Below are 26,476 nucleotides of genomic sequence, written 5' to 3'. Positions count from 1 at the left end.
GGATCGGCAGCCGCGATGGCATTCAATCACTTACCGGCAGGCGCGCACGACGCCTTGCCGCCATTGTCCGTCACGCCAGTGACACACTCGGTGCCGATGGCCAACGATCAACTCCCGCCGGAGGCGGGCGTACATCCCGCTCCCCGGGCAGTCCTGGACCGACTGACCGCCGGGGCCGACAGGGCTGCACGCATCACTCATACGGAGCACTTGCCCCCGCGTCCCGGACGTCATGCCCCCTGGCCTGAGAAGATCCGGCCGGAAGTGGTGGAGGCCGTCCGGGCGGCCGGCATCGAGCGCCCGTGGGCCCACCAGGCGCTCACCGCCGAGCACGCACTGCGCGGCGAATCGGTGGTCGTGGCCACCGGAACCGCCTCCGGGAAGTCCCTGGCGTACCTGGCGCCGGTCCTCAGCGCGCTGCTGGACGGCTCCGAGGCCCCGAACGGCCGCGGGGCGACCGCGCTGTACCTCGCCCCCACCAAGGCCCTCGCCGCCGATCAGCGGCGCGCCGTGAAGGCCCTCGCCGAGCCCCTGGGCAAGGGCGTGCGGCCCGCCGTCTACGACGGGGACACCCCAGTCGAGGAGCGGGAGTGGGTGCGTCAGTACGCCAATTACGCGCTCACCAACCCCGACATGCTCCACCGCTCGATCCTGCCCGCCCACCCCAAGTGGTCCTCCTTCCTGCGTGCCCTGCGCTACGTCGTCATCGACGAGTGCCACACCTACCGGGGCGTCTTCGGCTCGCACGTCGCCCAGGTGCTGCGCAGGCTCCGGCGTGTCTGCGCCCGCTACGGGGCCGATCCGGTCTTCCTCCTCGCCTCGGCCACCTCCTCCGATCCGGCCACCGCCGCCGGCCGGCTGACGGGCGTGCCGGTGGTGGAGATCACCGAGGACGCCTCCCCGCGCGGCGAGCTGGTCTTCGCCCTCTGGGAGCCGCCCCTCACCGAGCTCCACGGCGAGCGAGGGGCCCCCGTGCGCCGCACCGCCACCGCCGAGAGCGCCGACCTCCTGACCGACCTCGTCGTCCAGGGCGTCCGCACGGTCGCCTTCGTGCGGTCACGGCGCGGCGCCGAGCTCGTCGCCCTGATCGCCCAGGAGCGCCTCGCGGCCGTAAACCGCTCCTTGCCCGGGCGTGTCGCCGCCTACCGCGGCGGCTACCTCCCCGAGGAGCGCCGCGCCATCGAGCGCGCCCTGCACAGCGGCGAACTGCTGGGCCTGTCCGCGACGACCGCCCTGGAGCTCGGCGTCGACGTCGCCGGCCTCGACGCCGTCCTCCTGACCGGCTATCCGGGCACACGGGCCTCCTTGTGGCAGCAGGCCGGCCGCGCGGGCCGTACGGGCCGGGGTGCCCTCGCCGTGCTGGTCGCCCGCGACGACCCCCTGGACACCTATCTGGTCCACCACCCCGAGGCGCTCTTCCGGCAGCCCGTGGAATCCACCGTCCTCGACCCCGACAACCCCTACGTCCTCGCCCCCCATCTGTGCGCCGCGGCCGCCGAGCTGCCGCTCACCGAGGCCGACCTGTCCCTGTTCGGGCCCGAGACGCCGGGCCTGCTCACCCAGCTCGAGGCGCGCAAGCTGCTCCGCCGCCGCGGCGCCGCCTGGCACTGGACCCGGCGCGAGCGCGCCGCCGACCTCACCGACATCCGGGGCGGCGGGGGCCGCCCCGTCCAGGTCGTGGAGGAGGGCACCGGGCGGCTGCTGGGCACCGTGGACGCGGGCGCCGCCCACGCCTCCGTCCACGAGGGCGCGGTCCACCTCCACCAGGGCCGCACCTACCTCGTCCGCCGGCTCGACCTGGAGGACTCCGTCGCCCTCGTCGAGCAGGCCGACCCGCCGTACTCGACGACGGCCCGCGACACGACGGCCATCTCCATCCTGGAGACCAGCGCCGAGATCCCCTGGGGCGAGGCACGGCTGTGCTTCGGCTCGGTCGAGGTCACCAACCAGGTCGTCTCCTTCCTCCGCCGCCGGCTCATCACCGGCGAGGTCCTCGGCGAGTCCAAGCTGGACCTGCCGCCGCGTACGCTGCGCACCCGCGCCGTGTGGTGGACCGTCACCGAGGACCAGCTCGACGAGGCCCGCATCGCCCCGGAGGCCCTCGGAGGGGCCCTGCACGCCGCGGAACACGCCTCCATCGGCATGCTCCCCCTCTTCGCCACCTGCGACCGCTGGGACATCGGCGGCGTCTCCGTCCCCTTGCACCCCGACACGCTCCTGCCGACCGTCTTCGTCTACGACGGGCACCCCGGCGGCGCGGGCTTCGCCGAGAGGGCCTTCTACACCGCCGCGGGCTGGCTCACCGCCACGCGCGAGGCGATCGCCGCCTGCGAGTGCGACACCGGCTGCCCCTCCTGCGTCCAGTCCCCCAAGTGCGGCAACGGCAACGACCCTCTCGACAAACGCGCCGCCATACGCCTCCTGGCACGGCTCCTCAAGGACGCCCCGAAGGGCGGGTGAGCTGCACAGACGCAACGGGCTCGATCCCCGCCGCCTCCGCGGGCCCCGCCCGCGACCGCACCCGGACGGCGTACGGCCCGACCCTCGCCTCGGCCGCGACCTCGGCGATCTCGCCGCTCACGGCGCAGCGCACCACTCTCGCCCCCTGGGCGGCAGCCACCCGCCGGGCGAGACCGCACGCGGTCTCCTGCCCGTCGAGGGCGTGGTCGGCCGCCGCCAGCGCCGACAGGTCCGCCGCACCGCCGGCGCGATGGCGGGCCACCACTGCCTGCCCCATGGCCAGCAACGCCACGAACACCGCGCAGAGCGCGGCGGCCGCGACCGCCACCCACACCGTCGCCACGCCCCGGTCACCGCACCGTCTCCTCCGCAAGGGCCACCGCCTCTCCGCCCAGCCTGAGAGCCAGCGGACCGGCCGCCCTGGCCTCGACCCGCACCCGTACGAGATCGCCCTCGCGCATGACGGCGATGCGGGAACCCGGCGGTGCGGCGGACCGCGCCGACGCGACCGCGACGCCCACAGGATCGGACCGGGCCGCCGCCCGGGCCCCCGCCCGGGCGGCGTCCACGCACTGGATCTGCGCGCCGGCCGCCATCAGCCCCCAGATCAGGGCGGCACCGAACAGGATCAGGGCGGGGAGCGCCATCGCCGCCTCGGCGGTCACATAGCCACCGTCAGTTCCCTTGCAGGGCTGACAACTGGACGCCACATCAGTTTCTGTGACCACCGACGGCCCGTCAGAATGGCGCACTGAGCGCCCTCCCGATGAGCCCCTGAAGCGCCGCGCTGACCGCGCCGCTCGTGACCACCTTGTAGAGCACCGCGGCGAGCGCACAGGCGGCCACGGTGCCGACGGCGTACTCGGCAGTCGACATGCCCGCCTCTGCGCCGGCAAGGGCCCACGGACGGCCGTTCGGCCAGGCCGCCGGCCACAGCCGCGGCCGGGTCGGCATCCACCGCCGTCCACTCCCGGCACCCTGCCGCGACCGCGGCACCTCCCGCCGGACTCCGCGCCCCGGCATTCCTCGCAGGACCATCGCCTTCTCCCCCGTCCGTACCGCCACGACCTTCACTCCACTCACCGTCAATGTCCTTTCGTCAGACCGCTCGCCAGCCCGATCACCACGGGCACCACTCCGACCGTCAGGAACGCGGGCAGGAAGCACAGCCCGAGAGGGGCCGTCGCCAGGACGCCCGCGCGCCGGGCCCGTATGCCGGCCGCCCTGCCGCGCTCGGCCCTCAGGCGGCCGGCGAGCCGGGACATGGGCTCCACCGCGGGCACTCCCGTCGCCTGGGCCCGCTCCAGGCAGCGGGCGAGCCCTCGGGCGCCGGGAAGGCTGCCCAGCCGGCTCCAGGCCGTGGCCGGGTCGCCGCCGAGCCGGACCTCCGCCGCGGCGCGGGCGAGCCGTTCGCCCACCGGGCCGCCCAGGGACACGCCGACCGCTTCGGCGGCCTCCCTCGGTCCTGCCCCCGCGGCCAGGCACGCCGCCATGAGGTCGGCGGCCAGCGGAAGTTGCCGCTCGACCTCCTCGACCGGGAGGCCGTCCGGCCCGCCGTCCCGCTTCCGGCGCCGCAGCCACCGCCACATGCAGTACGCGGCGGCGAGTCCCGCTGCGCAGCCGACGGCTCCTCCTAGGAGGATGACCCCTGCGGCTCCGGCCCCGGCCGCGAACAGCCCGTCCCGGATCCCCGGCATCCGGCCGGTCAGGACGCGTAGTCGCCGTCCCTCAGCCGCCCTTGGCGGCGCCCCGCCGAACAGTCCGGCGATCCGGCGGCGTACCGTCCGCCTCCTGCGCACGCGGACCGCCACCACCACTGCGCCAAGGGAGGCGATTCCCGGGAGAATCATCATCCACAGGCTGTGGATAACATTTTCCCTCACGGCGCCTTCCCTTCCGCCGGGCCGGGCGCGCCGGGCCCACCGGCCCTTCCGCGCTCCCCCGCCGCCGCCCGTACGATCCGCCCGGTCCAGGCGATGCCGGCGGCCTCCAGGAGCCCGCCGAGGAGCAGACAGCCCAGCCCGGCCGGGGTGTGCAGCAGCACTCTCAGCGGCGCCGCGCCCAGCGCACTGCCCATCAGCAGGGCGAGCACGGGCAGCAGGGCCAGCATCACCGCGGTGGACCGCGCGCCCGCCAACTGCGACCGCAGCTCCTCCCTTTGGTCACGCTCGGCGCTCAGGGCCGCCGAGACCCGCTCGAGCCCGGCGGCGAGCCCGGCACCACCGTCGACGGCGACGCGCCAGCAGGCGGCCACACCGTGCAGCCCCTCGGCGCCTGGGCGGGCGGCCACGGCCCTCAAGGCCTCCGGAACGTCCCCGCCGAACCTCGCCGCCGCCGAGACCGCCGTCCATTGCGGCCCCAAGTCCCCCGCGGGCACACCGGCCAGCGCCTGGCCGGGCTGCCGGCCGGCTCGCAGTTCGCCCGCGACGGTCCCGCAGAGCTCGATCACGGCCGCTTCCCGCCGCTCCCTCTCGCGCTGCTCCCCGCGGGCGGCCAGCCACCTGCGCACGAGCGGCACGGCCACCAGCGCCGCCAGCAGCGGCAGCACCGACCCGCCCAGCAGAGCCACGGCACCACCGAGCGGGAGGCACGCCAGCTCCCTCCGGGCCCGCACCCAGCGCCGCACGCAAGCCCCCCACTCGCCCACCAGAACGGGCGGCCAGGGTGCAGGGGGTACGAGCGACCCACCGCCTGCGAACATCAGCCGGGCGCGCCGCAGCTCCCTCCCGGAGCCGCCCGGCGGCCAGGCCATAAACAGGGCACCCAGTGCGGCGACACCCGCGAGCGCGGCCGGCGGCATCGTCCCGGCGGCCGTCACGGCGTCACTCCGCCCCGCTCGCACAGCTCCACCAGCCGGGCCCGGCCTCGCGCCTCCTGAAAGCCGGTGGGCCCCCATACGGCGGCGGGCACCGTGGTGACGAACCCGGCAGCGTCCCGCTCGAGCACATGCACCTCGGCGACGCGCCGACGGCCGCTACGCTCCCGCACCAGGTGGATCACGAGCGACAGCCCGGCCGCCAATTGGCTGTGCAGCGCGGCACGGTCGAGCCCGGCGGCGGAGCCGAGCGCCTCCAGCCGGGCGGGCACGTCCGCCGCGGCGTTCGCATGCACCGTGCCGCAGCCGCCCTCATGGCCCGTATTGAGCGCGGCCAGCAGGTCCGTGACCTCCGGTCCGCGGACCTCGCCCACCACCAGCCGGTCCGGCCTCATCCGCAGGGCCTGCCTCACCAGATCCCGCAACGTGACCAGACCCATGCCCTCCTGGTTCGCCGGACGGGTCTCCAGCCGGACGACGTGCGGGTGATCCGGGCGCAGTTCGGCGGAGTCCTCTGCGAGGACGATCCGCTCGTCCGCCGCCACCAGTCCCAGCAAGGTGGTCAGCAACGTCGTCTTGCCGGAGCCCGTTCCGCCGCTCACGATGAACGACAGCCGCGCCTCCAGCACCGCCCGCAGCAGCCGGTCCCCGCCCGGTGGCACGGTCCCGGCGGCCGTCAGGTCCGCCAGGGTGAAGGCGCGGGGCCTGACGACACGCAACGACAGGCAGGTTGAGCCGACGGCGATCGGCGGCAGCACCGCATGCAGCCGGGTCCCGTCGGGGAGCCGCGCGTCGACCCAGGGCCGGGCATCGTCCAGCCGACGGCCCGCGATCGCGGCGAGCCGCTGGGCGAGCCTGCGCACTGCCACCGCATCAGGGAAGGTCACGTCCGTGCGCTCCAGGCCGGCGCCGCGGTCGACCCAGACCTCGTCGGGCGCCGTGACCAGGACGTCGGTGACGTCCGGCTCGGCGAGCAGCCGCTCCAGCGGGCCGGCGCCGATCAGTTCGGAGCGCAGCCGGGCCGCGACACCGAGGATCTCGGCGTCCCCCAGCAGCCGCCCCTCTTGGCGCAAGGCCTCGGCGACCCTGGCGGGCGTGGGGTCGGCGCCGCTTTCGGCCAGCCGCAGCCGCACGGCGTCCAGCAGTCCGGTGCTCATGCCGACGCCCCCTGGGTGGCCTCGAAGCAGGCCCAGAAGTCGGTGCAGAACCGGGCCAGCGGGCCGCGCTCGCCGCCCGGCGGTCTGCCCGCCGCGAGCGCAGCCTGCAGGCCCGTCTCCGGGGAGAGGTCGCCTGCGAGGGGCAGGCCGAGGAGGCGGGCGATCTCCTCTCCGTCGAGCCCGGAGGCGCGCGGGCCGCGGACGACCACCCGCAGGTCACCGAGGACGGCGCCGACGGTAGCGGCGACGCGATGCGCCGCGGCCACAGCCCGCAGCTCGGCAGGCACCACCAACAAGCCCGCATCCAGCTGCCCGAGGGCTTCGAGGGCCGCTTCGTCCAGCCTGCGCGGCAGATCGACGACGACCGCGCCGCCCCGGCGGCGCGCGGCGGCCAGCACGGCCTTCATCGCATCGGGCGGCACGGCCGTACACGGGCTCCGGTCCCAGCTGAGCAGGCGCAGCGAGTGGAGCTCGGGCAGGGCCTCCTCCAGCGCGTGACACGCCACCCGGCCCCGGGAGTCGGCGAAGGCGGGCCAGCGCAGCCCTTCGGCTCTCTCGCCCCCGAGCAGAACGTCGAGGCCGCCGCCCAATGGGTCACCGTCGATGAGCATGGTGCGACGCCCGGCGCCGGCCGCACCGACGGCGAGCGCGCACGCGAGCGTGCTCGCCCCCGCGCCGCCCCGCCCGCCGATCACCCCCACGGTGAGGGCGGGTCGCCCGGCCCCTTCGACGGCATCGGCGATCCGCTCCACGAGCCGGCCCTCGCAGCCCGGCAGCAGCGCCACATCCCGGGCACCGATCTCCATGGCCAGCCGCCACACCCCGGCGTCGCCGCGGTCCCGGCCGACGAGCAGCACCGCCTCCCCGCGGGCCGCGAGGCGGGACCCGCGCAGCCGGCGGGCGCAGTCCTCGCCGACCAGGATCAGCGGCGGATCCTGCCCCGCGCCTCGGCGTGCCGGCGCCCCGTGCGCCACTTCGGGCACTGCTCCGGCCGCCGCGCACAGGCGCAGCAGGTCATCGAGCAGCTCTTCGTCCTCGGCGATGATCAGTGGGCCGCGCCGCCTCCTGCCGGCGGCGGGCGGCCAATCGGATGCGCTGGATCCGGCCACGGCGTCCTCCCCGTCTCACTGCGCGCTCTCGCATCCGCGGACATCGCGGAAGAGCGCGGGGAATCACCGTGCAGGGAACTGGAAAATAATGTGGATCTTGGTCAAAAGCTGTGGACAACTCAACCGCTGTGAATATCCCGGTCACCTATACCGGTGACTTCCGGAGAGCAGCCCGCCGATTACGCTGCGTAGCGTGTATGAAGGTGGGGAGGCGGCTGCCGAGCGGGCGGCGCGGGAGGGAGGAATGCCGGGTGGGGCTCTGTAAAAAGCATCCGGACATGCGACGACCCCCGCCGGGGGGGAGAGCGGGGGTCGTCCCCACGGCCGACTCGGGGGGGGAGGAGTCGGACCGGGTTAGACACGGTCGCGAACGATCCGTGACTTCCATGGTGTACCCGAGAGCCTTCTCAGGCAAACCCACACGCCTCAGCTTACGCCGAATGGAGGGCGCCTATGCTCGGCACCGTGGAAAACCACTCGTTGCCCCGGACAGCCGCGTTCTTTGATCTGGACAAGACGGTCATTGCGAAGTCGAGCACGCTCACCTTCAGCAAGTCGTTCTACCAAGGTGGCTTGATCAACCGGCGTGCCGTTCTGCGCACCGCGTACGCGCAGTTCGTCTTCCTCGCCGGCGGAGCCGACCACGATCAGATGGAGCGGATGCGCGAGTATCTCTCCGCGCTCTGCAGGGGCTGGAATGTCCAGCAGGTCCGCGAGATCGTCGCCGAGACCCTGCACGAACTCATCGACCCGATCATTTACGACGAAGCCGCCTCCCTCATCGAAGCACACCACACCGCCGGGCGCGACGTGGTGATTGTCAGCACGTCGGGCGCCGAGGTCGTCGAGCCCATCGGTGAACTCCTGGGCGCCGACCGCGTGGTCGCCACCCGCATGGTCGTCGAGAACGGCGCCTTCACCGGCGAAGTGGAGTACTACGCCTACGGCCCCACCAAGGCCGAGGCCGTCAAGGAGCTCGCCGAATCCGAGGGATACGACCTGTCCCGCTGCTACGCCTACAGCGACTCGATCACCGACATTCCCATGCTCGAGACCGTCGGCCACCCTCACGCGGTCAACCCCGACCGGGCGCTGCGCCGCGAGGCCGCGGCCCGCGACTGGCCGGTTCTCACCTTCAACCGCCCGGTGCGACTCAAGCAGCGGGTGCCCGCGCTGTCGATGCCCTCGCGGCCCGCCCTCGTGGCCGCGGCGGCAGTCGGCGCCGCCGCAGCTACGGCGGGCCTCGTCTGGCTGGCCGGCAGGCGTCGCGAACCAGCCGTCCGCATTGCCCGGATTCAGCATTAAATACAAAGATCTGCGGCTCCGCCTTCCACTTCGACAGCGACAGGAGTAGAAAGGACTTAACGGCCCGCGAGACCAGGGACATCCGGGAGGACGCCCTTCACGCACCACGGCCCCACGGACCGATGCATGAACGTCGGGCACCCACGCGACGCCGACCCGTCGATTACGGGCCAGCCGCACCAGGTGACGGGCGAAGTCCCCGGCCTGATGGGCAAATATCGTGCACGCATGGTAACCCGGCGAACATGCCAGCGGCGGTACCGGAATTGACCGGTACCGCCGCAACCCTGTCCGGCGCCTTCCGCCGCTCAGGCGGCCCCGCGCTGAAGCGCCTCGCACACCGCCGTGCTCTCCCGTACGCCGAGCTCGACCGCGCGGCCGCAGTGCGCGATCCAGGCTCCGACGCCCTCCGGCGTCCCGGAGGCATAGCCGTCGAGCGCCGCCATATAGGCCTCCGCACCGAGTTCGGCGTGGCCCACCTCGGCCGGGCAGATCGACTTGGGGTCGAGGCCACTGCCCACCAGCACGATCCGCTCGGCCGCCCGGGCCACGAGCCCGTTGCACGAGCCGAAGGGGCGCAGGGCGAGCAGTTCGCCGTGCACTACTGCCGCCGTCACCAGCGCGGGCGCCTCGGTCCCCGCGAGGAGCAGCCCCGCCAGGCCCTCGAGCCGCCCGGCCACCTCCGACGCGCTGGGCACCGCCAGCCGGACCAGCGGCTCCTCGACCGGTTCACCGGCCAGCCGGGGCCGGCCCACCGTCTCGTCCGGTCGTGTGCCGCCCGCGGCCACCAGGTGCAGCCTGGCCAGCACCCGCAGCGGGGACTGCCGCCACACGCTCAGCAGCTGCCCGGCCTCGGCGGTCAGCCGGAGGGACGCGCCCACGGTCCGCGCCTCGCCCTCGACGCCGAAATCGGTGCGGCGGCGCACCTCTTCGAGCGCCCAGTCGGCGCCGGACAGCGCGGCCGAGCCGCGTGCGCCGCGGAGCGCGGCCTCGGAGGTGATCTCGTTGCTGCGGCGGCGCATCACCCGGTGCCCGTAGACGCGGTCCACGGCTTTGCGCACGGAGTCCACGGAGTCGGCCACTCCGGGGAGCGAGGCCAGGGCAGCGAGCGGATCGGCAGTCGTACTCATGCGTAAGACAGTACGCACTTCGGGTCTACACCCCTCGAACGAGTGGTCTTCTTCACGCGCAGCTCTCACTCCGTGCACCCTCACACCTACGCTTGGTGAACATGAAGATCGCTTTCGTAGGGAAGGGCGGCAGCGGCAAGACCACGCTGTCCTCGCTGTTCATCCGCCACCTCGCCGCTGACCGCGCCCCTGTCGTCGCGGTGGACGCCGACATCAACCAGCACCTCGGCGCGGCGCTCGGGCTGGACGAGGAGGAGACCTCCGCACTGCCCGCGATGGGTGCTCAGCTGCCCCTGATCAAGAACTACCTGCGCGGCAGCAATCCGCGCATCACCTCTGCCGAGACCATGATCAAGACGACCCCTCCCGGCGAGGGCTCGCGCCTGCTGCGTATTGGCGAGGACAACCCGGTCTACGACGCGTGCGCCCGGCCCGTAGAGCTCGACGGCGGCGCCGTGCGGCTGATGGTGACGGGGCCCTTCACCGAATCCGACCTCGGGGTCGCCTGCTACCACTCCAAGGTCGGCGCCGTCGAGCTCTGTCTCAACCACCTGGTGGACGGCCCCGGCGAGTACGTGGTGGTCGACATGACGGCCGGAAGCGACTCCTTCGCCTCGGGCATGTTCACCCGCTTCGATATGACGTTCCTGGTCGCCGAGCCCACTCGCAAGGGCGTGTCCGTCTACCGGCAGTACAAGGAGTACGCGCGCGACTTCGGCGTCTGCCTGAAGGTCGTGGGCAACAAGGTGCAGGGCCCGGACGACGTCGACTTCCTGCGCGAGGAAGTGGGCGAGGACCTGCTGGTGACCTTCGGCCACTCCGACTGGGTGCGGGCGATGGAGAAGGGCCGGCCGCCCCGCTTCGGCCTGCTCGAAGAGCACAACCACCAGGCGCTGCGAGCCCTGCGCGAGACGGCGGACGGCTCGTACGAACTGCGGGACTGGCAGCGCTACACCCGCCAGATGGTGCACTTCCACCTGAAGAACGCGGAGAGCTGGGGCAACGCGAAGACGGGCGCCGACCTGGCGGCTCAGGTCGACCCCGCCTTCGTCCTGGACGAGCGCTGGGCGCCTAGCCCGCAGCCCGCCTGACCCGCTGGGCGGCCGGGAAACGCTCCCAGCCGCCCTTGGGCGCCTTGCCCACGTCGAGTCTGCGCAGTTCCGTGAGGAGCCTGCTGTCCTGCGCATCGAGCCAGTCGGCCAGTTGCTTGAAGGACACGCAGCGCACCTCCTCTTTCGTGCAGACGGTTTTGATGGTGCTCTCGACCGCCCTCATATAGGTGCCGCCGTTCCAGGACTCGAAGTGGTCGCCGACGAAGAACGGCGCCCTGTTGCCACGGTAGGCGCGGCGGAAGCCCGCGAGCAGGCCGTCGCGCATCTGCTTGCCCCAGGCGCGGTGCAGGGAGCGGTCACCGCGGGTCGTCCCGGACTGGTTGGCAAGGAAGTTGTAGTCCATCGAGAGGGTCTCGAAGCCCCGTCCGGGGACCGGGATGTCCTGCAGCGGGAAGTCCCAGAGACCCTCGATCTTGTGCGGCCAGACCTGACGCCCGCCCACGGAGCTCGCGTCGTAGCGGAAGCCCATGGTCCTGGCGGCCTTGACGAGGTTGCGCTGGCCTTCGAGGCACGGGGCGCGGCCGCCGACGAGCTCCTTGGTGTAGTCGAAGGGCAGCGGATCCTCCTCCTTCAGCGCCGCGTTGGTCTTCCAGCGCCGGACGAGGGAGCGCGCCTGCCGGATCTCGCTCCCCCACTCCTTGGGCGACCAGGTGCCGACGCCCCGGTCGGGCCCGCAGAAGTGCCCGTTGAAGTGCGTGCCGATCTCGTTGCCGTCCAGCCATGCGCCGCGGAGCTGCTCGACGGTGTCCTTGACGCCCTTGACGGTGTTGAAGCCGATGTCCGAGGCTCCGGCGCGGTGTCTGGGCGGTTTGTAGACCCGCCGCTTCCCGGTGGGAAGCATGTACACGCCGCTGAGGAAGTACGTCATCGTGGCGTGGTACTTCTGGCCGACCCGGCGGAAGTGCGAGAACAGGTGCTGCCCGTCCTCGCCCGCACCGTCCCAGGAGAAGACGACGAACTGCGGCGGCCGGTGACCGGGCTGCAGACGGTCGGGGGCGGGCTGGCCGGGCTGGGGGCCCGTGTCCGCGGTGGAGCCGTCACCGATGAGGCGGACGGGCCGCCGGGCGGCCTCCGGGTCCACTGAGCCGCGCAGCTCCCCGGGCTCCGCATCGCCCGAGCAGCCGGCCGAACCCGTCGCCAGGGCGAGGGCCGTGAGGGCGCCCAGCGCCACTTTCCATCCAGCGGCCATCAGCCACCTCTGCCTTCGCTGCTGCCCGACTCGGCGCTTCAACGTCGCACGTGGGGAGCCAACACGCGGGAATGACAAGCAGATGAAAGGAGGAATTCACTCGATAGACGGAACCGCGCCTTTATTCGACCCGTCATCCTTTCCTCATCTCTTTACTCTCCATTACGATTCGTTTACCGAGAGTTGAGTTAACGCCCGCCACCGCAGCCGCTCCCGCCGCTGCGCGCCGTGTCCACGGCCGCGTCTTCACCGCATTCGCGCCGCCCGACGAAGACGGGAACGACCATGCAGCCTCAGCCCCCATCGACACACCGTCCGCCGGCAGCCGACGGCAGCGGCCCGCAAGCCCCCGACCAGTCCACCTGGCGCCGGGATATCTCCGCTTCCCTCGTCATCTTCCTCATCGCCGTCCCGCTCTCCCTGGGCATTGCGCTGGCCACTGGAGCCCCGCTCCAGGCCGGGCTGGTGGCGGCGGCGGTCGGCGGGATCGTGGCGGGCGTGCTGGGGGGCGCGCCGCTCCAGGTCAGCGGTGCCGCAACAGGCCTGGTCGTGGTGACCGCCGAGCTGGTCGGCCAGTACGGCTGGCGGGCCACCTGCGCGATCACGGCCCTCGCGGGTCTGACGCAATTCGCCCTCGGCGCCGCCCGGGTGGCGCGCGGCGCACTGGCCGTCAGCCCGGCGATCGTGCACGGCGTGCTCGCGGGCATCGGTGTGACGATCGCGCTCAGCCAGCTCCACGTCGTCCTGGGCGATACGCCGAACAGTTCCGCGCTGGAGAATCTTGCCGCGCTCCCCTCGGAGCTGAGCCATCCGCACCCGTCGGCCCTGCTGGTCGGAGCCGTCACCGCGGCCGTGCTGGTGGCCTGGCCCCGGCTGCCCGGCCGAGGCGGGCACTGGCTGCGCACGGTCCCCGCGCCCCTCGCCGCCGTGGCCGCCGCCACCGGAGTGAGCACCGGCATGCCCGTGCCCCGCGTCTCCCTTCCCGAATGGCGGTTGCAGGCGCTGCCCGCCCTGCCGGACGGGCCGGTGCTGGGCATCTTCGCGGCCGTGCTGACGGTGACGCTCGTGGCGAGCATGGAATCCCTGCTGTCCGCCGTGGCCGTGGAACGGCTGCGTGCCGAACGCGCAGGCATGCAGGACGGCCCGGCCGACCTCGACCGCGAGCTCGCGGGCCAGGGCGCCGCCAATGTCGTCTCCGGGCTCCTGGGCGGCCTGCCGATCGCCGGCGGCGCGATCCGCGGCTCGGCGAATGTGGAGGCGGGTGCCGCCTCCCGCAAGTCCACCGTGCTGCACGGGCTGTGGGTGCTGCTCTGCGCCGGCCTGCTCACGACGGTCCTGGAGCTGATCCCGCTGGCGGCCCTGGCCGCTCTGGTGATGGTGGTGGGAGTGAAGATGGTGAGCTTCGCGCACATCAAGCACGTACAGCGGCACCGCGAGTTCCCCATGTACGCGTCCACGCTCGGGGCCGTGGTGCTGTTCGGCGTCCTGCAGGGAGTCGCCGTCGGCATCGTGGTCACGGCGTTCCTCTCCCTGCGGCGGCTCGCCTACACGCGCATCACCGTGGAGCAGGACGGCGCCGCCCATTTGGTCCGCGTCAGCAGCCAGCTGACGTTTCTGGCGGTTCCGCGGCTGAGCCGCGCGCTCGCTCAGATCCCGGCGGGAGCCGTGGTGATCGTCGAGCTGGGCGGCTCCTTCATGGACCACACCGCCTACGACACCCTGCAGTCGTGGACCAATGCCCACCGCGCGCGGGGCGGATGGGTCACGCTCAGGGGCCGCGGCGGACGGCCGATCGCCGAACCGGTCAGCACGCACGCGTGCCGCCCCTGGACGCCCTGGCGCAATCACCACTGCACCCGGCCGTCAGCCCCGGCGAATGCCCACGCACCGGGGGGCGGGCAGCAACTTCTGGGCGGCGTGAGCGCATTCCAGCGCAACACCGCCCCGCTCGTACGGGACGAGCTGGCACGGCTCGCCCGCGAGGGCCAGTGCCCGACGCAGCTCTTCCTCACCTGCGCCGACTCCCGGCTGGTCACCAGCATGATCACCTCCAGTGGGCCGGGCGACCTCTTCACCGTGCGCAACGTGGGCAATCTGATCCCGCCGCCCGCCACGGACGGCTCCTGCGACTCCGTCGGCGCCGCAGTGGAGTACGCGGTCGAGGTGCTGAAGGTCGGCAGCATCACCGTGTGCGGGCACTCGGGGTGCGGCGCGATGCAGGCGCTGCTCGACTCGGCCGTCCAGAGCACCACGGGCCGGAGTGCCACGGGCCGCGGTGGCGACGGCATGGCATACGGCGGCAAGGCCCCTGCCGATCCGCAGACGCCGCTCGTGCGCTGGCTGCGGCACGGCCGTCCGAGCCTGGCCAGAATGCAGCGGATCGGGCGGCTCGGCCGCGGCGAGGTGGCGATGGCGGACCGTCCCGTGGCGGACGCCCTCGAACGGCTCGCACTCGTCAACGTGATGCAGCAGCTCGACCACCTGATGGCCCACGACTGCGTCGCTCGCCGGGTGGCCGAGGGGTCGCTCCAGCTCCAGGGCATGTACTTCCACGTGGGCGAGGCCCAGGCCTATGTGCTGGACCCGCCCTCGCGCACCTTCACGGCCGTACGCCCCGAGGTCCTCGACGCTGTCTGACCCCTGCGCCGTCCAGGCCGATCACCAGGCTTTCTACAGGTCTAAACCAATTTTTATCAACAGCCCTTGTCAGGGTGTGCCCCGGGCTGGTGAGCTATGCCCCGGGACACTACGGGCACCCACCGGGCACAGCACGGTCACCCAACGGGCACCCTGGGAAAGGGAGATGTTGTGAGCAACGAGAGCCTGGCCAACCTCTTGAAGGAGGAGCGCCGCTTCGCACCGCCTGCCGCCCTGGCCGCGAGCGCCAACGTCACCGCGGAGGCGTACGAGCAGGCGAAGGCTGACCGGCTGGGCTTCTGGGCCGCGCAGGCCCGCCGCCTGAGCTGGGAGACCGAGCCGACCGAGACCCTCGACTGGTCGAATCCCCCGTTCGCCAAGTGGTTCGCCGACGGCAAGCTCAACGTCGCGTACAACTGCGTCGACCGCCACGTGGAGAACGGCCTGGGCGACCGCGTCGCGCTGCACTTCGAGGGCGAGCCCGGCGACACCCGCACCATCACCTACGCCGACCTCCAGCGCGAGGTCTCCAAGGCCGCCCACGCCCTCACCGAGCTGGGCGTCAAGGCAGGCGACCGGGTCGCCATCTACCTGCCGATGATCCCCGAGGCCGTCGTCTCGATGCTCGCCTGCGCCCGCATCGGCGCCCCGCACTCGCTGGTCTTCGGCGGCTTCTCCGCCGACGCCCTCGCCACGCGCATCAACGACGCCGACGCCCGCGTCGTCATCACCGCCGACGGCGGCTACCGCCGCGGCAAGCCCTCCGCCCTGAAGCCCGCCGTGGACGAGGCCCTCACCCGCCCCGGCACGGAGAACGTCCGCAGCGTCCTCGTCGTCCGGCGCACCGGCCAGGAAGGCATCGGCTGGACCGAGGGCCGTGACGTGTGGTGGCACGACCTCATCGACCGCCAGCCCGAGCAGCACACGCCGCAGGCGTTCGACGCCGAGCACCCGCTCTTCATCCTCTACACCTCGGGCACCACGGGGAAGCCGAAGGGCATCCTGCACACCACCGGCGGCTATCTCACCCAGGCGTCGTACACCCACCACGCCGTCTTCGACCTCAAGCCCGAGTCGGACGTCTTCTGGTGCACCGCCGACGTCGGCTGGGTCACCGGCCACTCGTACATCGTCTACGGCCCCCTCAGCAACGGCGCCACCGAAGTGCTCTACGAGGGCACGCCCGACAGCCCGCACCAGGGCCGCTGGTGGGAGATCGTCCAGAAGTACGGCGTCACGATCCTCTACACCGCACCGACCGCGATCCGTGCCGCCATGAAGTGGGGCGACGACATCCCGGCCAAGTTCGACCTGTCCAGCCTGCGCATCCTCGGCTCGGTCGGCGAACCCATCAACCCCGAGGCCTGGGTCTGGTACCGCAAGCACATCGGCGCCGACCGCACCCCGGTGGTCGACACCTGGTGGCAGACGGAGACCGGCAGCATCATGATCAGCCCGCTGCCCGGCGTCACCGAGACCAAGCCGGGCTCGGCACAGGTCCCGCTCCCCGGCATCGCCGCCACGGTCGTGGACGACGAGGCCCGCGAGGTGCCCGACGGCCACGGCGGCTACCTCGTCCTCACCGAGCCGTGGCCCTCGATGCTCCGCACCATCTGGGGCGACGACCAGCGCTACCTCGACACCTACTGGTCCCGCTTCGAAGGCAAGTACTTCGCGGGCGACGGCGCCAAGAAGGACGACGACGGCGACATCTGGCTGCTCGGCCGCGTGGACGACGTCATGCTCGTCTCCGGCCACAACATCTCCACCACCGAGGTCGAGTCGGCCCTCGTCTCGCACCCGAAGGTCGCCGAGGCGGCGGTCGTCGGCGCGACCGACCCGCAGACCACCCAGGCGATCTGCGCCTTCGTCATCCTGCGCGGCGACGCCGACGCCCAGGAGGAAGGACTGGTCGAGGAGCTGCGGGCGCACGTCGCCAAGCAGCTCGGCCCGATCGCCAAGCCCAAGCGGATCCTCCCGGTCGCCGAGCTGCCCAAGACCCGCTCGGGCAAGATCATGCGCCGGCTCCTGCGCGACGTCGCGGAGAACCGCACCCTGGGCGACGTCACCACCCTGACCGACTCCTCGGTCATGGACCTCATCCAGTCCCAGCTCCCCGCCGCGTCCAGCGAGGACTGACCGAAGAGCAGCGATCCCCGAAAAGGGCGCCCGGCAGCGGCCGGGCGCCCTTTCGCTCGTGTCGAGTCACTCGTTCCGGTTAAGGTAAGGGGTGGTCGCGTAAAAAATGCGACAAGAATCAGAGGCGCGCCGGGAAGTCTGGTCGGCACACAGCACACGTGTACCCGACGACCCTGGAGGTCCCCCGCCGTGGCCGCGCCCAAGAACCGCCGTTCCGTATTCCTCGGCCGGTTGCCGCTGCCCGAGCGGAACTTCCTCGCCGATGCCCTGCGTACCGAGACCGTGGGCGGCGTGCTGCTGCTCGTCGCCGCCGTCGCCGCACTGATCTGGGCGAACACCCCGCTGCGCGACAGCTACGAGACCGTGCGCGACTTCCACTTCGGGCCGGGTTCGCTGGGGCTGAACCTCTCCGTCCAGCACTGGGCGGCCGACGGCCTGCTCGCCGTCTTCTTCTTCGTGGCAGGCATCGAGCTCAAGCGCGAGCTGGTGGCCGGCGAGCTGCGCGACCCCAAGGCCGCGGTGCTGCCCGTCGTCGCCGCGATCTGCGGCATGGCCATGCCCGCGATCGTCTATCTCACGGTCGCCACCAGCGGAAACGGTTCCACGGCCGGCTGGGCGGTACCCACCGCCACCGACATCGCCTTCGCCCTGGCCGTCCTGGCCGTCATCGGCACGGCGCTGCCCTCGGCGCTGCGCGCGTTCCTGCTCACCCTCGCCGTCGTCGACGACCTGTTCGCGATCCTGATCATCGCGGTCTTCTTCACCTCGGGCCTGAACTTCACTGCCCTCGGCTTCGCCGTGCTGGGCCTGGTCGTCTTCTGGCTCCTGCTGCGCAAGGGCGTCCGCGGCTGGTACGTCTACGTGCCGCTGGCGGTCGTCAACTGGGCCCTGATGTACAACAGCGGCGTCCACGCGACCATCGCGGGCGTGGCCATGGGCCTGATGCTGCGCTGCCACCGCCACGAGGGCGAGCGGCACTCCCCCGGCGAGCACATCGAGCACGTCGTGCGCCCGCTCTCGGCGGGGCTGGCGGTGCCGCTCTTCGCCCTGTTCTCGGCGGGCGTGGTGGTCTCCGGCGGCGCACTGTCGGACGTCTTCACCAAGCCCGAGACGCTGGGTGTCGTCCTCGGTCTGGTGGTCGGCAAGGCGGTCGGCGTGTTCGGCGGGACGTGGCTCGCGGCCCGGTTCACCCGGGCCGAGCTCAACCCGGACCTGCGGTGGCCCGACGTGCTGGCCGTCGCCTCGCTCGCGGGCATCGGCTTCACGGTCTCGCTGCTGATCGGTGAGCTGGCCTTCGGCACGGACCCGGTCCTGGCCGACGAGGTCAAGGCGGCCGTGCTCGTCGGGTCGCTGATCGCCGCGGTCGTGGCGAGCGTCCTGCTCAAGCTGCGCGACAACAAGTACAAGAAACTGTGCGCGGACGAGGAGCGCGACGACGACCAGGACGGCATCCCCGACATCTACGAGCAGGGCAACCCGGCCTACCACCTGCGGATGGCGGCGATCCTGGAGGCGAAGGCCGCCGAGCACCGCAGGCTGGCCGAAGTCGCCTCCGGGCACACCACCCGTGACGATGGTCCGGCATGATCTGAGAGTCTTTACATCCGCCGAAAGCCCGCGGATGACGTGGCGACGAAGATGAGGGAGCAGCCGATGAGCGCAGCCGACGACGGTGCGAACGGTGCGAACCGCACTCTCGGCCAGCTGGTGGCTACGGCCACCACCGAGCTGTCCGCGCTGGTGCACGACGAGATCGCACTGGCCAAGGCCGAGCTGCGGCAGGACGTCAAGCGGGTCGGCATCGGCGGTGGCGCGATCGGCGCGGCCGGGACGCTCGCGCTCTTCTCGCTGCCCGTGCTCAGCTTCGCGGCCGCCTACGGCATCCACAACCTCGGCCTCGGGCTCGCCTGGTCGTTCCTGATCGTCGGCGGTGCGTTCCTGCTGATCGCGGCGCTGCTGGGACTGCTGGCGGTGGCCAAGTTCAAGAAGGTGAGCAAGCCCGAGAAGAGCATCGCCTCGGCGAAGCAGACGGCCGCGGTGCTGGGCACCGTCAAGCCGCACCCGCGTCCGCTCACCGACACGAGCCCCGCCGACGCATCTGTGACACGCTCGACCGTATGACGGTGCCCGAAACCCCCGCAGCGACCGCGTCGTCCGACCCTGCTTCCCCGGCCGCCCCGGCGGGCCCGGCCCGGCCGGGGCCGGCTCCGACGGGCGTCCCGGGGGGTTCCGCCACATCGGTCGTACGGCCCGAGGGGCCCTGGGCCCACCGGGACGTCGCGGCGAACGGCGCACGGTTCCACATCGCCGAGATGGGCGACGGACCGCTGGTCCTGCTGCTGCACGGCTTCCCGCAGTTCTGGTGGACGTGGCGGCACCAGCTGCCCGCGCTCGCCGACGCGGGGTTCCGGGCCGTGGCCATGGACCTGCGCGGGGTGGGCGGCAGCGACCGTACGCCTCGGGGCTACGACCCGGCCAACCTCGCCCTCGACATCACGGGCGTGATCCGCTCCCTGGGCGAGCCGGACGCCGCGCTGGTCGGCCACGACCTCGGCGGCTACCTGGCGTGGACGGCGGCCGTGATGCGGCCCAAGCTGGTCCGCAGGCTCGCGGTCTCCTCGATGCCGCACCCGCGCCGCTGGCGCTCGGCGATGCTCGCCGACCCCAAGCAGAGCTCGGCGGGCAGCCACATCTGGGGCTTCCAGCGGCCGTGGATCCCGGAGCGGCGGCTGGTCGCCGACGACGCGGCTCTGGTGGGGCGTCTGGTGCGGGAGTGGTCAGGGCCGCGTCAGCCGGAGGACGAGGCCGTGGACACCTACCGGCGGGCGATGACGATCCCGTCGACGGCGCACTGCTCGATCGAGCCCTACCGCTGGATGGTGCGGTCGATGGCGCGGCCGGACGGCATCCAGTTCAACCGGCGCATGAAGCGGCCCGTACGGGTGCCCACGCTGCACCTGCACGGTTCCCTCGATCCGGTGATGCGTACGCGCAGCGCCGCGGGCTCCGGGGAGTACGTGGAGGCGCCGTACCGCTGGCGGCTGTTCGACGGCTTGGGCCACTTCCCCCACGAGGAGGATCCGGCGGCGTTCTCGACGGAGCTCGTGAACTGGCTCAAGGACCCCGAGCCGGACCGGTAGCGGGCGGCCGGAAGGCCCCGGCGGGGCCGGTTCCGGGCAGGTGGCGGGCCCTTCCCGTACGTCCCTCGCACCGCACAGCGGGCAGGAACGTCCGTTCTTCGAACGGCCAATTGCCCGGCGCATAGGCCAACTGGGGGACCCCCGGGCGATTACCGACCTTTCGGCCCGGGCACAGAGCACGGTATGGGCTGGACGCACGACTACCGTGACGTGACTCAGGAGCGGGGCGCCGAGGGCGACGCCGCGCTGATCATGAGCGAGCTGCCGGAGAGGGCCGGGAGGGGTGAGCACCGGCCGTCCGCCGAGCACGATCCGCGCATCGGCATTCCGCGCATCATCCGCCGCCGCGCCCGCTGGGTGTCGGCGCGGCTGCGCCATCACCCGCGCAGCCGCTGACCCACCGGCCGGTGGGTCAGCGCCCGACCAGTGCGGTCGGCGCCCGACTGGTGCGCGTGATCCCGGGGGTGACCCCGGCAAGCTCCCGGAAGGGCCCTCAGAAGGGCCTCAGAGGGCGCAGCCCTGGGTGTTGACCCGCTCGGTCGCCCGGCGGCCGCTGGTGGCGTCGCCGCGCACCTCGTCCGCCGTGAGGGCGTAGCCGGTCTCGGCGTCGTCGAGGGACTTGGCGAAGACGACCCCGTAGACCCGGCCGTCCGGCGTGAGCAGGGGCCCGCCGGAGTTGCCCTGGCGGACGATCGTGTAGAGCGAGTACACATCGCGGCGGACGTTGCCGCGGCGGTAGATGTCCGGGCCGTTCGCCTGGACGCGGCTGCGGACGCGCGCGGCGCGCACGTCGTAGGAGCCGTTCTCCGGGAAGCCGGCCACGATGGCGCCCTTGCCGCTCTCCGCGTCGGCCTCCGCGAACCGCAGCTCGGGCGCTTCCAGGTCCGGCACGTCCAGCACGGCGATGTCGCGCTTCCAGTCGTAGAGGACGACCTTCGCCTCGTACTGCCGGCCCTGCCCGCCGACCTGCACGGTCGGCTCGTCGACGCCGCCGACGACGTGGGCGTTGGTCATCACCCGCTGCGGGGCGAAGACGAAGCCGGTGCCCTCCAGGACCTTGCCGCAGCTGGGCGCGGTGCCGACGACCTTGACGATGCTGCGCTGGGCCGCCGTGGCGACGGGGCTGCCCGCGAGCGCGGGGTCGGGGGCGGGCACGTTGGTGATCGGCTCGGTGGAGAAGGGCGCGAAGACCTGCGGGAAGCCGTTCTGCGCGAGGACTGTGCTGAAGTCCGCGAACCAGGTGTTGGCCTGCGGGGGCACCACCCGGGCGACGCCGAGCAGCACCTTGGAGTTGCGGACCTCCTTGCCGAGCGTCGGCAGGGAGGTACCGGCGAGGGCGGAGCCGATCAGCCAGGCCACCAGCAGCATCGCGAGGACGTTGACGAGGGCGCCGCCCGTGGCGTCCAGGGCGCGGGCCGGGGACCAGGTGATGTGGCGGCGGAGCTTGTTGCCCAGGTGGGTGGTGGCGGCCTGGCCGACGGAGGCGCACACGATGACGATGACGACGGCTGCTATGGCGGCGGCGGTGCCCGGAGTGGCCTCGCCGGTGGCGCTGTCCCAGATGACGGGCAGCAGATAGACCGCCACGAGGCCGCCGCCGAGGAACCCGATCACCGAGAGCACACCGACCACGAAGCCCTGGCGGTAGCCGACGACGGCGAACCACACGGCGGCGATCAGCAGCACGATGTCCAGCACGTTCACCGGGTATGCCTCGCAATGATGTCGTCTGCGGTGTCGCCGGCCCGGGGGACGGCGGGAGCCGGGATCACCGTCTCATGCCCGTCAGGAACGCCAGTCCAGCGGGACCTGCCGTTCGCGGTCCCAGGGGCGCTCCCAGCCGGCGTAGTGCAGGATCCGGTCGATCACGCCTGCGGTGAAGCCCCACACGAGGGCGTCCTCGACCAGGAAGGCCGGGCCGGTATGACCGCTCGGGTGTATCGCGGTGGCCCTGTTCTCCGCATCGGTCAGGTGGGCCACCGGGACGGTGAAGACCCGGGCCGTCTCGGCCTTGTCGACCGGCTTGACCGGGGTCGGCTCGCGCCACCAGCCGAGGACGGGCGTGACGACGAAGCCGCTCACCGGGATGTACAGCTGGGGCAGGACGCCGAAGATCTGGACCCCCGAAGGGTCGAGCCCGGTCTCCTCCTCCGCCTCGCGCAGGGCGGCCCGCACCAGCCCGCCGGAGGCCGGGTCGCCGTCCTCCGGGTCGAGGGCGCCGCCGGGGAACGACGGCTGCCCGGCGTGCGAGCGCAGCGTCCCGGCCCGCTCCAGGAGGAGCAGCTCCGGGCCCTTGGGTCCGTCGCCGAAGAGGACGAGCACGGCGGACTGCCGGCCGCCGGTCTCCGGCGGCAGGAAGCGGCTGAGCTGATGGGGCTCGATCGTCTCCGAGGCGCGCGCCACCGGCTCCAGCCACCCGGGCAGCCCCTCGGCGGTGACCGTGGCTCCTCGGCCGTACGTGCTCGTCATGCGTCGCCTCCCAGCGGCGGGGCCGGCAGGCCCGGGTAGTCGGGCGGGGGCTTGAGCCGCTGACCGGGCTTGCCGCCCTTCTCGTACTTCAGGAGCTTGCTGGCCTTCTCGGGATCCGTCTCGCCCTCCCCGTACGAGGGGCAGAGCGGAGCGATCGGGCAGGCACCGCAGGCCGGCCGGCGGGAGTGGCAGATGCGCCGGCCGTGGAAGATGACGCGGTGCGAGAGCATGGTCCACTCGCTCTTGGGGAAGAGCGCGCAGATCTCCGCCTCGACCTTCTCGGGGTCGGTGGCGTCGGTCCACTTCCAGCGCCGCACGAGCCGCCCGAAGTGGGTGTCCACGGTGATCCCCGGCCTGCCGAAGGCATTGCCGAGGACGACGTGGGCGGTCTTGCGGCCGACGCCGGGGAGGCTGACGAGATCCTCTATGCGGCCGGGCACCTCTCCGCCGAAGCGGTCGCGGATGGCGGCGGACAGGCCGATGAGCGACTTGGCCTTGGCGCGGAAGAAGCCCGTGGGCCGGATGAGCTGCTCCAGCGCCTCGGGGTCGGCGGCGGCCATGTCCTCCGGCGTGGGGTAGGCGGCGAAGAGGGCCGGGGTGGTCTGGTTGACGCGCAGGTCCGTCGTCTGGGCGGAGAGGACCGTGGCGACCAGGAGCTCGAAGGGATTCTCGAAGTCGAGCTCGGGATGGGCGTAGGGATAGACCTCGGCGAGCTCGCGGTTGATGCGGCGGGCACGGCGGACGAGAGCGGTGCGGGATTCCGGCTTCGCCGAAGTCTTGGCGACCGGCTTCGGCGCCTTTGCGGCCGATGCATCAGATGCGGAAGATGTCCTTCCGCTTTCCTTTTTGTCCTTGCTTGCGACTTTCGCCGCCCCCGCGGGCGGGCGTTCGCCCACAGCGGAATTACGAGGCGGAGTCACCCTTCCAGCCCCCTTGCCCTGTGCTCTCACCGGCGTATTGGACACCCGGCCAGACTAAGCCCCGCCACTGACATCCGGCCCTCACGCAGGAAAACCACAGCCCAATCGGACCCCTGCCGTAGGGCTTCGGGCGACGATGCGCGACACTTGTGTTTGATCACACAGTTTTACCGACGGGCATCATGGGGACCACGGTCCTCTGTGCATGTCGACAAGGAGAGAACTCGTGGACGACGTTCTGCGGCGCGCCCCGCTTTTCGCGGCGCTCGATGACGAGCAGGCCGCTGAGCTGCGCGCCTCCATGGGCGAGGCCACCCTCGCGAGGGGCGACGCCCTGTTCCACGAAGGGGACCCCGGCGACCGCCTCTACGTGGTGACCGAGGGGAAGGTGAAGCTCCACCGCACCTCCCCCGACGGCCGCGAGAACATGCTGGCCGTCCTGGGCCCCGGTGAGCTCATCGGGGAGCTGTCGCTCTTCGACCCCGGGCCGCGCACCGCCACCGCCACCGCCCTCACCGAGGTCAAGCTGCTCGGCCTCGGCCACGGCGACCTGCAGCCCTGGCTCAACGCCCGCCCGGAGGTGGCCACCGCACTGCTGCGCGCCGTCGCCCGCCGGCTGCGCCGCACCAACGACTCGATGTCGGACCTCGTCTTCTCGGACGTCCCCGGCCGCGTCGCCAAGGCCCTGCTGGACCTGTCGCGCCGCTTCGGCGTGCAGTCCGAGGAAGGCATCCACGTGGTGCACGACCTCACCCAGGAGGAGCTGGCCCAGCTCGTCGGCGCCTCCCGCGAGACGGTCAACAAGGCGCTCGCCGACTTCGCCGGCCGCGGCTGGCTGCGTCTGGAGGCCCGTGCAGTGATCCTCCTCGACGTGGAGCGGCTCGCGAAGCGCTCCCGCTGACGCAAGCCGTGCGGGGCGTGCACGCCGCACGCCCCGGGCGCACGGCATAACGGGAGCGCCCTCCGGCGCGCCCACAAGCTCGGAAGGCCCCTGCCGGGAACGGCAGGGGCCTTCGGCATGCCCGGGTCACGAGTCATGCGCTCGTACTGCGCGCACAGGGCGGCGTCGGCGACGCGGGAGCGCCGCTCACTGGATCAGCCCGTGCTCCCCCAGGTACTCCAGCTGCGCCCGTACGGACAGCTCCGCCGCCGGCCACAACGAGCGGTCGACGTCCGCGTAGACGTGGGCGACCACCTCCGCGGCCGAGCGGTAGCCGTTCTCCACGGCGGTCTCCACCTGAGCCAGCCGCTTCGCCCGGTGCACGAGGTAGAAGTCGATGGCACCGCGCGCGTCGTCGAGGACCGGACCGTGCCCGGGAAGGATCGTCCGCACGTCCTCCTCCACGGCGAGCGCGCGAAGCCGGCGCAGGGAGTCGAGGTAGTCGCCGAGCCGGCCCTCGGGGTGGGCGACGACCGTCGTGCCGCGGCCCAGCACCGTGTCGCCGGTGAACAGCGCCCGGTCGGCGGGCAGGTGGAAGCACAGCGAGTCGGCGGTGTGGCCGGGCGTAGAGAGCACGTGCAGCTCCAGGCCGCCGGTGGTGACCACGTCACCGATGCCGAGGCCCTCCCCGCCCAGGCGCAGCGCCGGGTCCAGGGCGCGTACGCGGGTGCCGGTCAGCTCGGCGAAGCGCGCGGCGCCGTCGAAGTGGTCGGGGTGGCCGTGGGTCAGCAGGGTGAGGGCGACGCGCTTCCCGGCGGCCTCGGCGGTCGAGACGACGGCCTGCAGGTGGGTGTCGTCCAGCGGCCCGGGATCGATGACGACGGCGAGGTCGGAGTCCGGTTCCGCGACGATCCAGGTGTTGGTGCCGTCGAGCGTCATGGCGGAGGGGTTGGGCGCGAGGACGCAGGTCGCGCGGGCGGTCGCCGGACCGCCGATGGCCCCTGCGCGCGGGCGGCCGGGGAGTTCGGTCGCGGATGTCATCGGTCGGCCTCCGAAGGTCCCGAGGGTTTGCCGGCGACGCGCCGGGTGAATTCGTCGTGTCCGGGCCAGCTCAGCACGATCTCCTCCCCTTCGAGCCGCGCTCGGGCCAGGACGGGGGTGAGATCCCTGTCACGCGCGGCGGTCAGCGCTTCGGCGACGCTGCCGTACGGGCGCAGCTCGCGCAGTGTGGAGATGGTGGGCGGCATCATCAGCAGCTCGCCGCGGTCGAAGCCGTCGGCCGCGTCGGCGGGGCGGATCCACACCGTACGGTCCGCCTCCGTGGAGGCGTTGCGGGTGAGCTGGCCCTCGGGGAGCGCGGCGACGAAGAACCAGGTGTCGTAGCGGCGCGGTTCGAACTCGGGCGTGATCCAGCGCGCCCAGCCGCCCAGGAGGTCGCTGCGCAACAGCAGGCCGCGCTGCACGAGGAAGTCGGCGAACGACAGCTCGCGGCTGACGAGGGCGGCCCTCTCGGCCTCCCACTCGGGGCCCGTGGTGTCCGCGACGACCGTGCCGGGAGTGGGCCCGGCGAGCAGCACCCCGGCCTCCTCGAAGGTCTCCCGGACCGCGGCGCACACGATGGCCTGGGCCGAGGCGGCGTCGACGCCCAGGCTCCGGGCCCACTGCGCGGGCGCCGGTCCGGCCCAGGGCACGTCCCGCTCGTCGCGCGGGTCGACGGAGCCGCCCGGATACGCGTACGCGCCTCCGGCGAAGGCCATGGAGGCGCGTCTGCGCAGCATGTGGACGGCGGGGCCGTCGGCTCCGTCGCGCAGCAGCAGGACGGTCGCGGCGCGGCGGGGGCTCACGGGGTGGAGCTCCCCGCGCGTGAGCGCTCTGATCCGGTCCGGCCACTCCGGCGGGTACCACTGGCCGTTCGAAGTCGACATGGCCGGATGCTATGCGCTCGCGCGCGGATGTTCGAGGGGACGAGACCCGTGGCGGACCGGGGCGGCCGGGCGGTGCCCGGCCCCGGTCC

24 protein-coding genes are annotated in these 26,476 nt (G+C 72.6%); 10 read left to right on the top strand and 14 right to left on the bottom strand.

The window, feature by feature from the left end:
- Positions 1–15: 15 nt before the first annotated feature.
- Positions 16–2,460 (top strand): DEAD/DEAH box helicase, encoded by a 2,445-nt coding sequence (locus FGW37_RS17810; RefSeq protein WP_179081949.1) that lies wholly within the window; start codon positions 16–18, stop codon positions 2,458–2,460.
- Here the strand turns inward: FGW37_RS17810 and FGW37_RS17805 are convergent.
- The 7 genes from FGW37_RS17805 to ssd all read right to left on the bottom strand — a co-directional run bounded on the left by FGW37_RS17805 (position 2,435) and on the right by ssd (position 7,541).
- Positions 2,435–2,803, bottom strand: a complete 369-nt coding sequence (locus FGW37_RS17805) for an Rv3654c family TadE-like protein (protein WP_179081948.1) — start codon at positions 2,801–2,803, stop codon at positions 2,435–2,437. The two genes, FGW37_RS17810 and FGW37_RS17805, sit on opposite strands and share 26 nt — an antisense overlap.
- Before the next feature lie 7 nt (positions 2,804–2,810).
- Entirely contained in the window at positions 2,811–3,188 is a 378-nt protein-coding gene (locus FGW37_RS17800; RefSeq protein ID WP_425506648.1) for a TadE family type IV pilus minor pilin, read from the bottom strand.
- 10 nt (positions 3,189–3,198) lie between these two features.
- Positions 3,199–3,543 (bottom strand): DUF4244 domain-containing protein, encoded by a 345-nt coding sequence (locus FGW37_RS34165; protein WP_425506549.1) that lies wholly within the window; start codon positions 3,541–3,543, stop codon positions 3,199–3,201.
- 2 nt (positions 3,544–3,545) lie between these two features.
- Positions 3,546–4,157, bottom strand: coding sequence for a type II secretion system F family protein (locus FGW37_RS17790; RefSeq protein WP_343067122.1), 612 nt, complete (start codon positions 4,155–4,157; stop codon positions 3,546–3,548).
- Positions 4,158–4,339: 182 nt separating this feature from the next.
- Complete coding sequence (locus FGW37_RS17785) at positions 4,340–5,260, bottom strand: type II secretion system F family protein (protein ID WP_179084756.1); 921 nt, start codon at positions 5,258–5,260, stop codon at positions 4,340–4,342.
- A gap of 14 nt (positions 5,261–5,274) precedes the next feature.
- On the bottom strand, positions 5,275–6,432 hold the full coding sequence (locus tag FGW37_RS17780) for a TadA family conjugal transfer-associated ATPase (protein WP_179081945.1): 1,158 nt from the start codon (positions 6,430–6,432) through the stop codon (positions 5,275–5,277).
- Entirely contained in the window at positions 6,429–7,541 is a 1,113-nt protein-coding gene (gene ssd, locus FGW37_RS17775) for a septum site-determining protein Ssd (RefSeq protein ID WP_179081944.1), read from the bottom strand. The genes FGW37_RS17780 and ssd overlap by 4 nt, the downstream gene beginning before the upstream one ends.
- A 453-nt stretch (positions 7,542–7,994) precedes the next feature.
- Here ssd and FGW37_RS17770 point away from each other — a divergent pair, with 453 nt between their 5' ends.
- A complete protein-coding gene (locus tag FGW37_RS17770; protein WP_168096045.1) occupies positions 7,995–8,846 on the top strand; it encodes an HAD family hydrolase in 852 nt (283 codons plus the stop codon).
- A gap of 308 nt (positions 8,847–9,154) precedes the next feature.
- Here the strand turns inward: FGW37_RS17770 and FGW37_RS17765 are convergent, their stop codons facing one another.
- Complete coding sequence (locus tag FGW37_RS17765) at positions 9,155–9,976, bottom strand: Fic family protein (protein WP_179081943.1); 822 nt, start codon at positions 9,974–9,976, stop codon at positions 9,155–9,157.
- A gap of 101 nt (positions 9,977–10,077) precedes the next feature.
- Here FGW37_RS17765 and FGW37_RS17760 point away from each other — a divergent pair, with 101 nt between their 5' ends.
- Entirely contained in the window at positions 10,078–11,067 is a 990-nt protein-coding gene (locus tag FGW37_RS17760; protein ID WP_179081942.1) for an ATP-binding protein, read from the top strand.
- On the opposite strand, the gene FGW37_RS17755 is transcribed toward FGW37_RS17760, so the two are convergent.
- Positions 11,048–12,277, bottom strand: a complete 1,230-nt coding sequence (locus FGW37_RS17755) for a polysaccharide deacetylase family protein (RefSeq protein ID WP_179081941.1) — start codon at positions 12,275–12,277, stop codon at positions 11,048–11,050. The genes FGW37_RS17760 and FGW37_RS17755 overlap by 20 nt on opposite strands.
- A gap of 285 nt (positions 12,278–12,562) precedes the next feature.
- Between FGW37_RS17755 and FGW37_RS17750 the strand changes: the two genes are divergently transcribed.
- From FGW37_RS17750 to FGW37_RS17725, 6 genes are all read left to right on the top strand, one after another.
- Positions 12,563–14,914, top strand: a complete 2,352-nt coding sequence (locus tag FGW37_RS17750; RefSeq protein WP_179081940.1) for a SulP family inorganic anion transporter — start codon at positions 12,563–12,565, stop codon at positions 14,912–14,914.
- Positions 14,915–15,010: 96 nt separating this feature from the next.
- A complete protein-coding gene (gene acs, locus FGW37_RS17745) occupies positions 15,011–17,053 on the top strand; it encodes an acetate--CoA ligase (protein WP_425506548.1) in 2,043 nt (680 codons plus the stop codon).
- Positions 17,054–17,242: 189 nt separating this feature from the next.
- Positions 17,243–18,640, top strand: coding sequence for a Na+/H+ antiporter NhaA (nhaA, locus tag FGW37_RS17740; protein WP_179081938.1), 1,398 nt, complete (start codon positions 17,243–17,245; stop codon positions 18,638–18,640).
- 66 nt (positions 18,641–18,706) lie between these two features.
- Complete coding sequence (locus tag FGW37_RS17735) at positions 18,707–19,174, top strand: phage holin family protein (RefSeq protein WP_058045547.1); 468 nt, start codon at positions 18,707–18,709, stop codon at positions 19,172–19,174.
- Positions 19,171–20,193: an alpha/beta fold hydrolase gene (locus FGW37_RS17730; protein WP_179081937.1), complete on the top strand. Its 1,023-nt coding sequence runs from the start codon at positions 19,171–19,173 to the stop codon at positions 20,191–20,193. The genes FGW37_RS17735 and FGW37_RS17730 overlap by 4 nt, the downstream gene beginning before the upstream one ends.
- A gap of 183 nt (positions 20,194–20,376) precedes the next feature.
- A complete protein-coding gene (locus FGW37_RS17725; RefSeq protein ID WP_179081936.1) occupies positions 20,377–20,589 on the top strand; it encodes a hypothetical protein in 213 nt (70 codons plus the stop codon).
- A gap of 108 nt (positions 20,590–20,697) precedes the next feature.
- Here the strand turns inward: FGW37_RS17725 and FGW37_RS17720 are convergent, their stop codons facing one another.
- From FGW37_RS17720 to nth, 3 genes are all read right to left on the bottom strand, one after another.
- Positions 20,698–21,897 (bottom strand): MarP family serine protease, encoded by a 1,200-nt coding sequence (locus FGW37_RS17720; protein WP_179081935.1) that lies wholly within the window; start codon positions 21,895–21,897, stop codon positions 20,698–20,700.
- An 81-nt stretch (positions 21,898–21,978) separates the two neighbouring features.
- On the bottom strand, positions 21,979–22,662 hold the full coding sequence (locus tag FGW37_RS17715; protein ID WP_179081934.1) for an NUDIX hydrolase: 684 nt from the start codon (positions 22,660–22,662) through the stop codon (positions 21,979–21,981).
- Positions 22,659–23,558 carry an endonuclease III gene (gene nth / locus FGW37_RS17710; RefSeq protein ID WP_179081933.1) on the bottom strand — a complete coding sequence of 300 codons (900 nt, stop codon included), beginning with the start codon at positions 23,556–23,558 and terminating at the stop codon, positions 22,659–22,661. Before nth ends, FGW37_RS17715 begins: the two co-directional genes overlap by 4 nt.
- Positions 23,559–23,808: 250 nt before the next feature.
- Here nth and FGW37_RS17705 point away from each other — a divergent pair, with 250 nt between their 5' ends.
- On the top strand, positions 23,809–24,483 hold the full coding sequence (locus FGW37_RS17705) for a Crp/Fnr family transcriptional regulator (protein ID WP_030367278.1): 675 nt from the start codon (positions 23,809–23,811) through the stop codon (positions 24,481–24,483).
- A gap of 186 nt (positions 24,484–24,669) precedes the next feature.
- On the opposite strand, the gene FGW37_RS17700 is transcribed toward FGW37_RS17705, so the two are convergent.
- Both FGW37_RS17700 and FGW37_RS17695 read right to left on the bottom strand, forming a co-directional pair.
- The gene (locus tag FGW37_RS17700; RefSeq protein WP_179081932.1) at positions 24,670–25,503 is read right to left on the bottom strand and encodes an MBL fold metallo-hydrolase; all 834 of its coding nucleotides are present in this window, start codon (positions 25,501–25,503) and stop codon (positions 24,670–24,672) included.
- Entirely contained in the window at positions 25,500–26,387 is an 888-nt protein-coding gene (locus tag FGW37_RS17695; RefSeq protein ID WP_179081931.1) for an NUDIX hydrolase, read from the bottom strand. Before FGW37_RS17695 ends, FGW37_RS17700 begins: the two co-directional genes overlap by 4 nt.
- Positions 26,388–26,476 lie beyond the last annotated feature (89 nt).

This window comes from Streptomyces rectiverticillatus, assembly GCF_013394065.1.
Lineage (GTDB): Bacteria > Actinomycetota > Actinomycetes > Streptomycetales > Streptomycetaceae > Streptomyces > Streptomyces rectiverticillatus.
This window is presented reverse-complemented; position numbering and strand designations above follow the sequence as displayed.

What these genes read in the sequence shown, in the direction of transcription:
- FGW37_RS17770 (WP_168096045.1), top strand. Translation starts at nt 7,995, where the DNA reads ATGCTCGGCACCGTGGAAAACCACTCGTTGCCCCGGACAGCCGCGTTC.
- FGW37_RS17790 (WP_343067122.1), bottom strand. Translation starts at nt 4,157, where the DNA reads ATGCCGGGGATCCGGGACGGGCTGTTCGCGGCCGGGGCCGGAGCCGCA.
- FGW37_RS17725 (WP_179081936.1), top strand. Translation starts at nt 20,377, where the DNA reads ATGGGCTGGACGCACGACTACCGTGACGTGACTCAGGAGCGGGGCGCC.
- FGW37_RS17765 (WP_179081943.1), bottom strand. Translation starts at nt 9,976, where the DNA reads ATGAGTACGACTGCCGATCCGCTCGCTGCCCTGGCCTCGCTCCCCGGA.
- FGW37_RS17750 (WP_179081940.1), top strand. Translation starts at nt 12,563, where the DNA reads ATGCAGCCTCAGCCCCCATCGACACACCGTCCGCCGGCAGCCGACGGC.
- FGW37_RS17760 (WP_179081942.1), top strand. Translation starts at nt 10,078, where the DNA reads ATGAAGATCGCTTTCGTAGGGAAGGGCGGCAGCGGCAAGACCACGCTG.
- FGW37_RS17730 (WP_179081937.1), top strand. Translation starts at nt 19,171, where the DNA reads ATGACGGTGCCCGAAACCCCCGCAGCGACCGCGTCGTCCGACCCTGCT.
- FGW37_RS17695 (WP_179081931.1), bottom strand. Translation starts at nt 26,387, where the DNA reads ATGTCGACTTCGAACGGCCAGTGGTACCCGCCGGAGTGGCCGGACCGG.
- FGW37_RS17785 (WP_179084756.1), bottom strand. Translation starts at nt 5,260, where the DNA reads ATGCCGCCGGCCGCGCTCGCGGGTGTCGCCGCACTGGGTGCCCTGTTT.
- FGW37_RS17715 (WP_179081934.1), bottom strand. Translation starts at nt 22,662, where the DNA reads ATGACGAGCACGTACGGCCGAGGAGCCACGGTCACCGCCGAGGGGCTG.
- FGW37_RS17780 (WP_179081945.1), bottom strand. Translation starts at nt 6,432, where the DNA reads ATGAGCACCGGACTGCTGGACGCCGTGCGGCTGCGGCTGGCCGAAAGC.
- FGW37_RS17735 (WP_058045547.1), top strand. Translation starts at nt 18,707, where the DNA reads ATGAGCGCAGCCGACGACGGTGCGAACGGTGCGAACCGCACTCTCGGC.
- FGW37_RS17755 (WP_179081941.1), bottom strand. Translation starts at nt 12,277, where the DNA reads ATGGCCGCTGGATGGAAAGTGGCGCTGGGCGCCCTCACGGCCCTCGCC.
- acs (WP_425506548.1), top strand. Translation starts at nt 15,011, where the DNA reads ATGCCCCGGGACACTACGGGCACCCACCGGGCACAGCACGGTCACCCA.
- FGW37_RS17810 (WP_179081949.1), top strand. Translation starts at nt 16, where the DNA reads ATGGCATTCAATCACTTACCGGCAGGCGCGCACGACGCCTTGCCGCCA.
- FGW37_RS17700 (WP_179081932.1), bottom strand. Translation starts at nt 25,503, where the DNA reads ATGACATCCGCGACCGAACTCCCCGGCCGCCCGCGCGCAGGGGCCATC.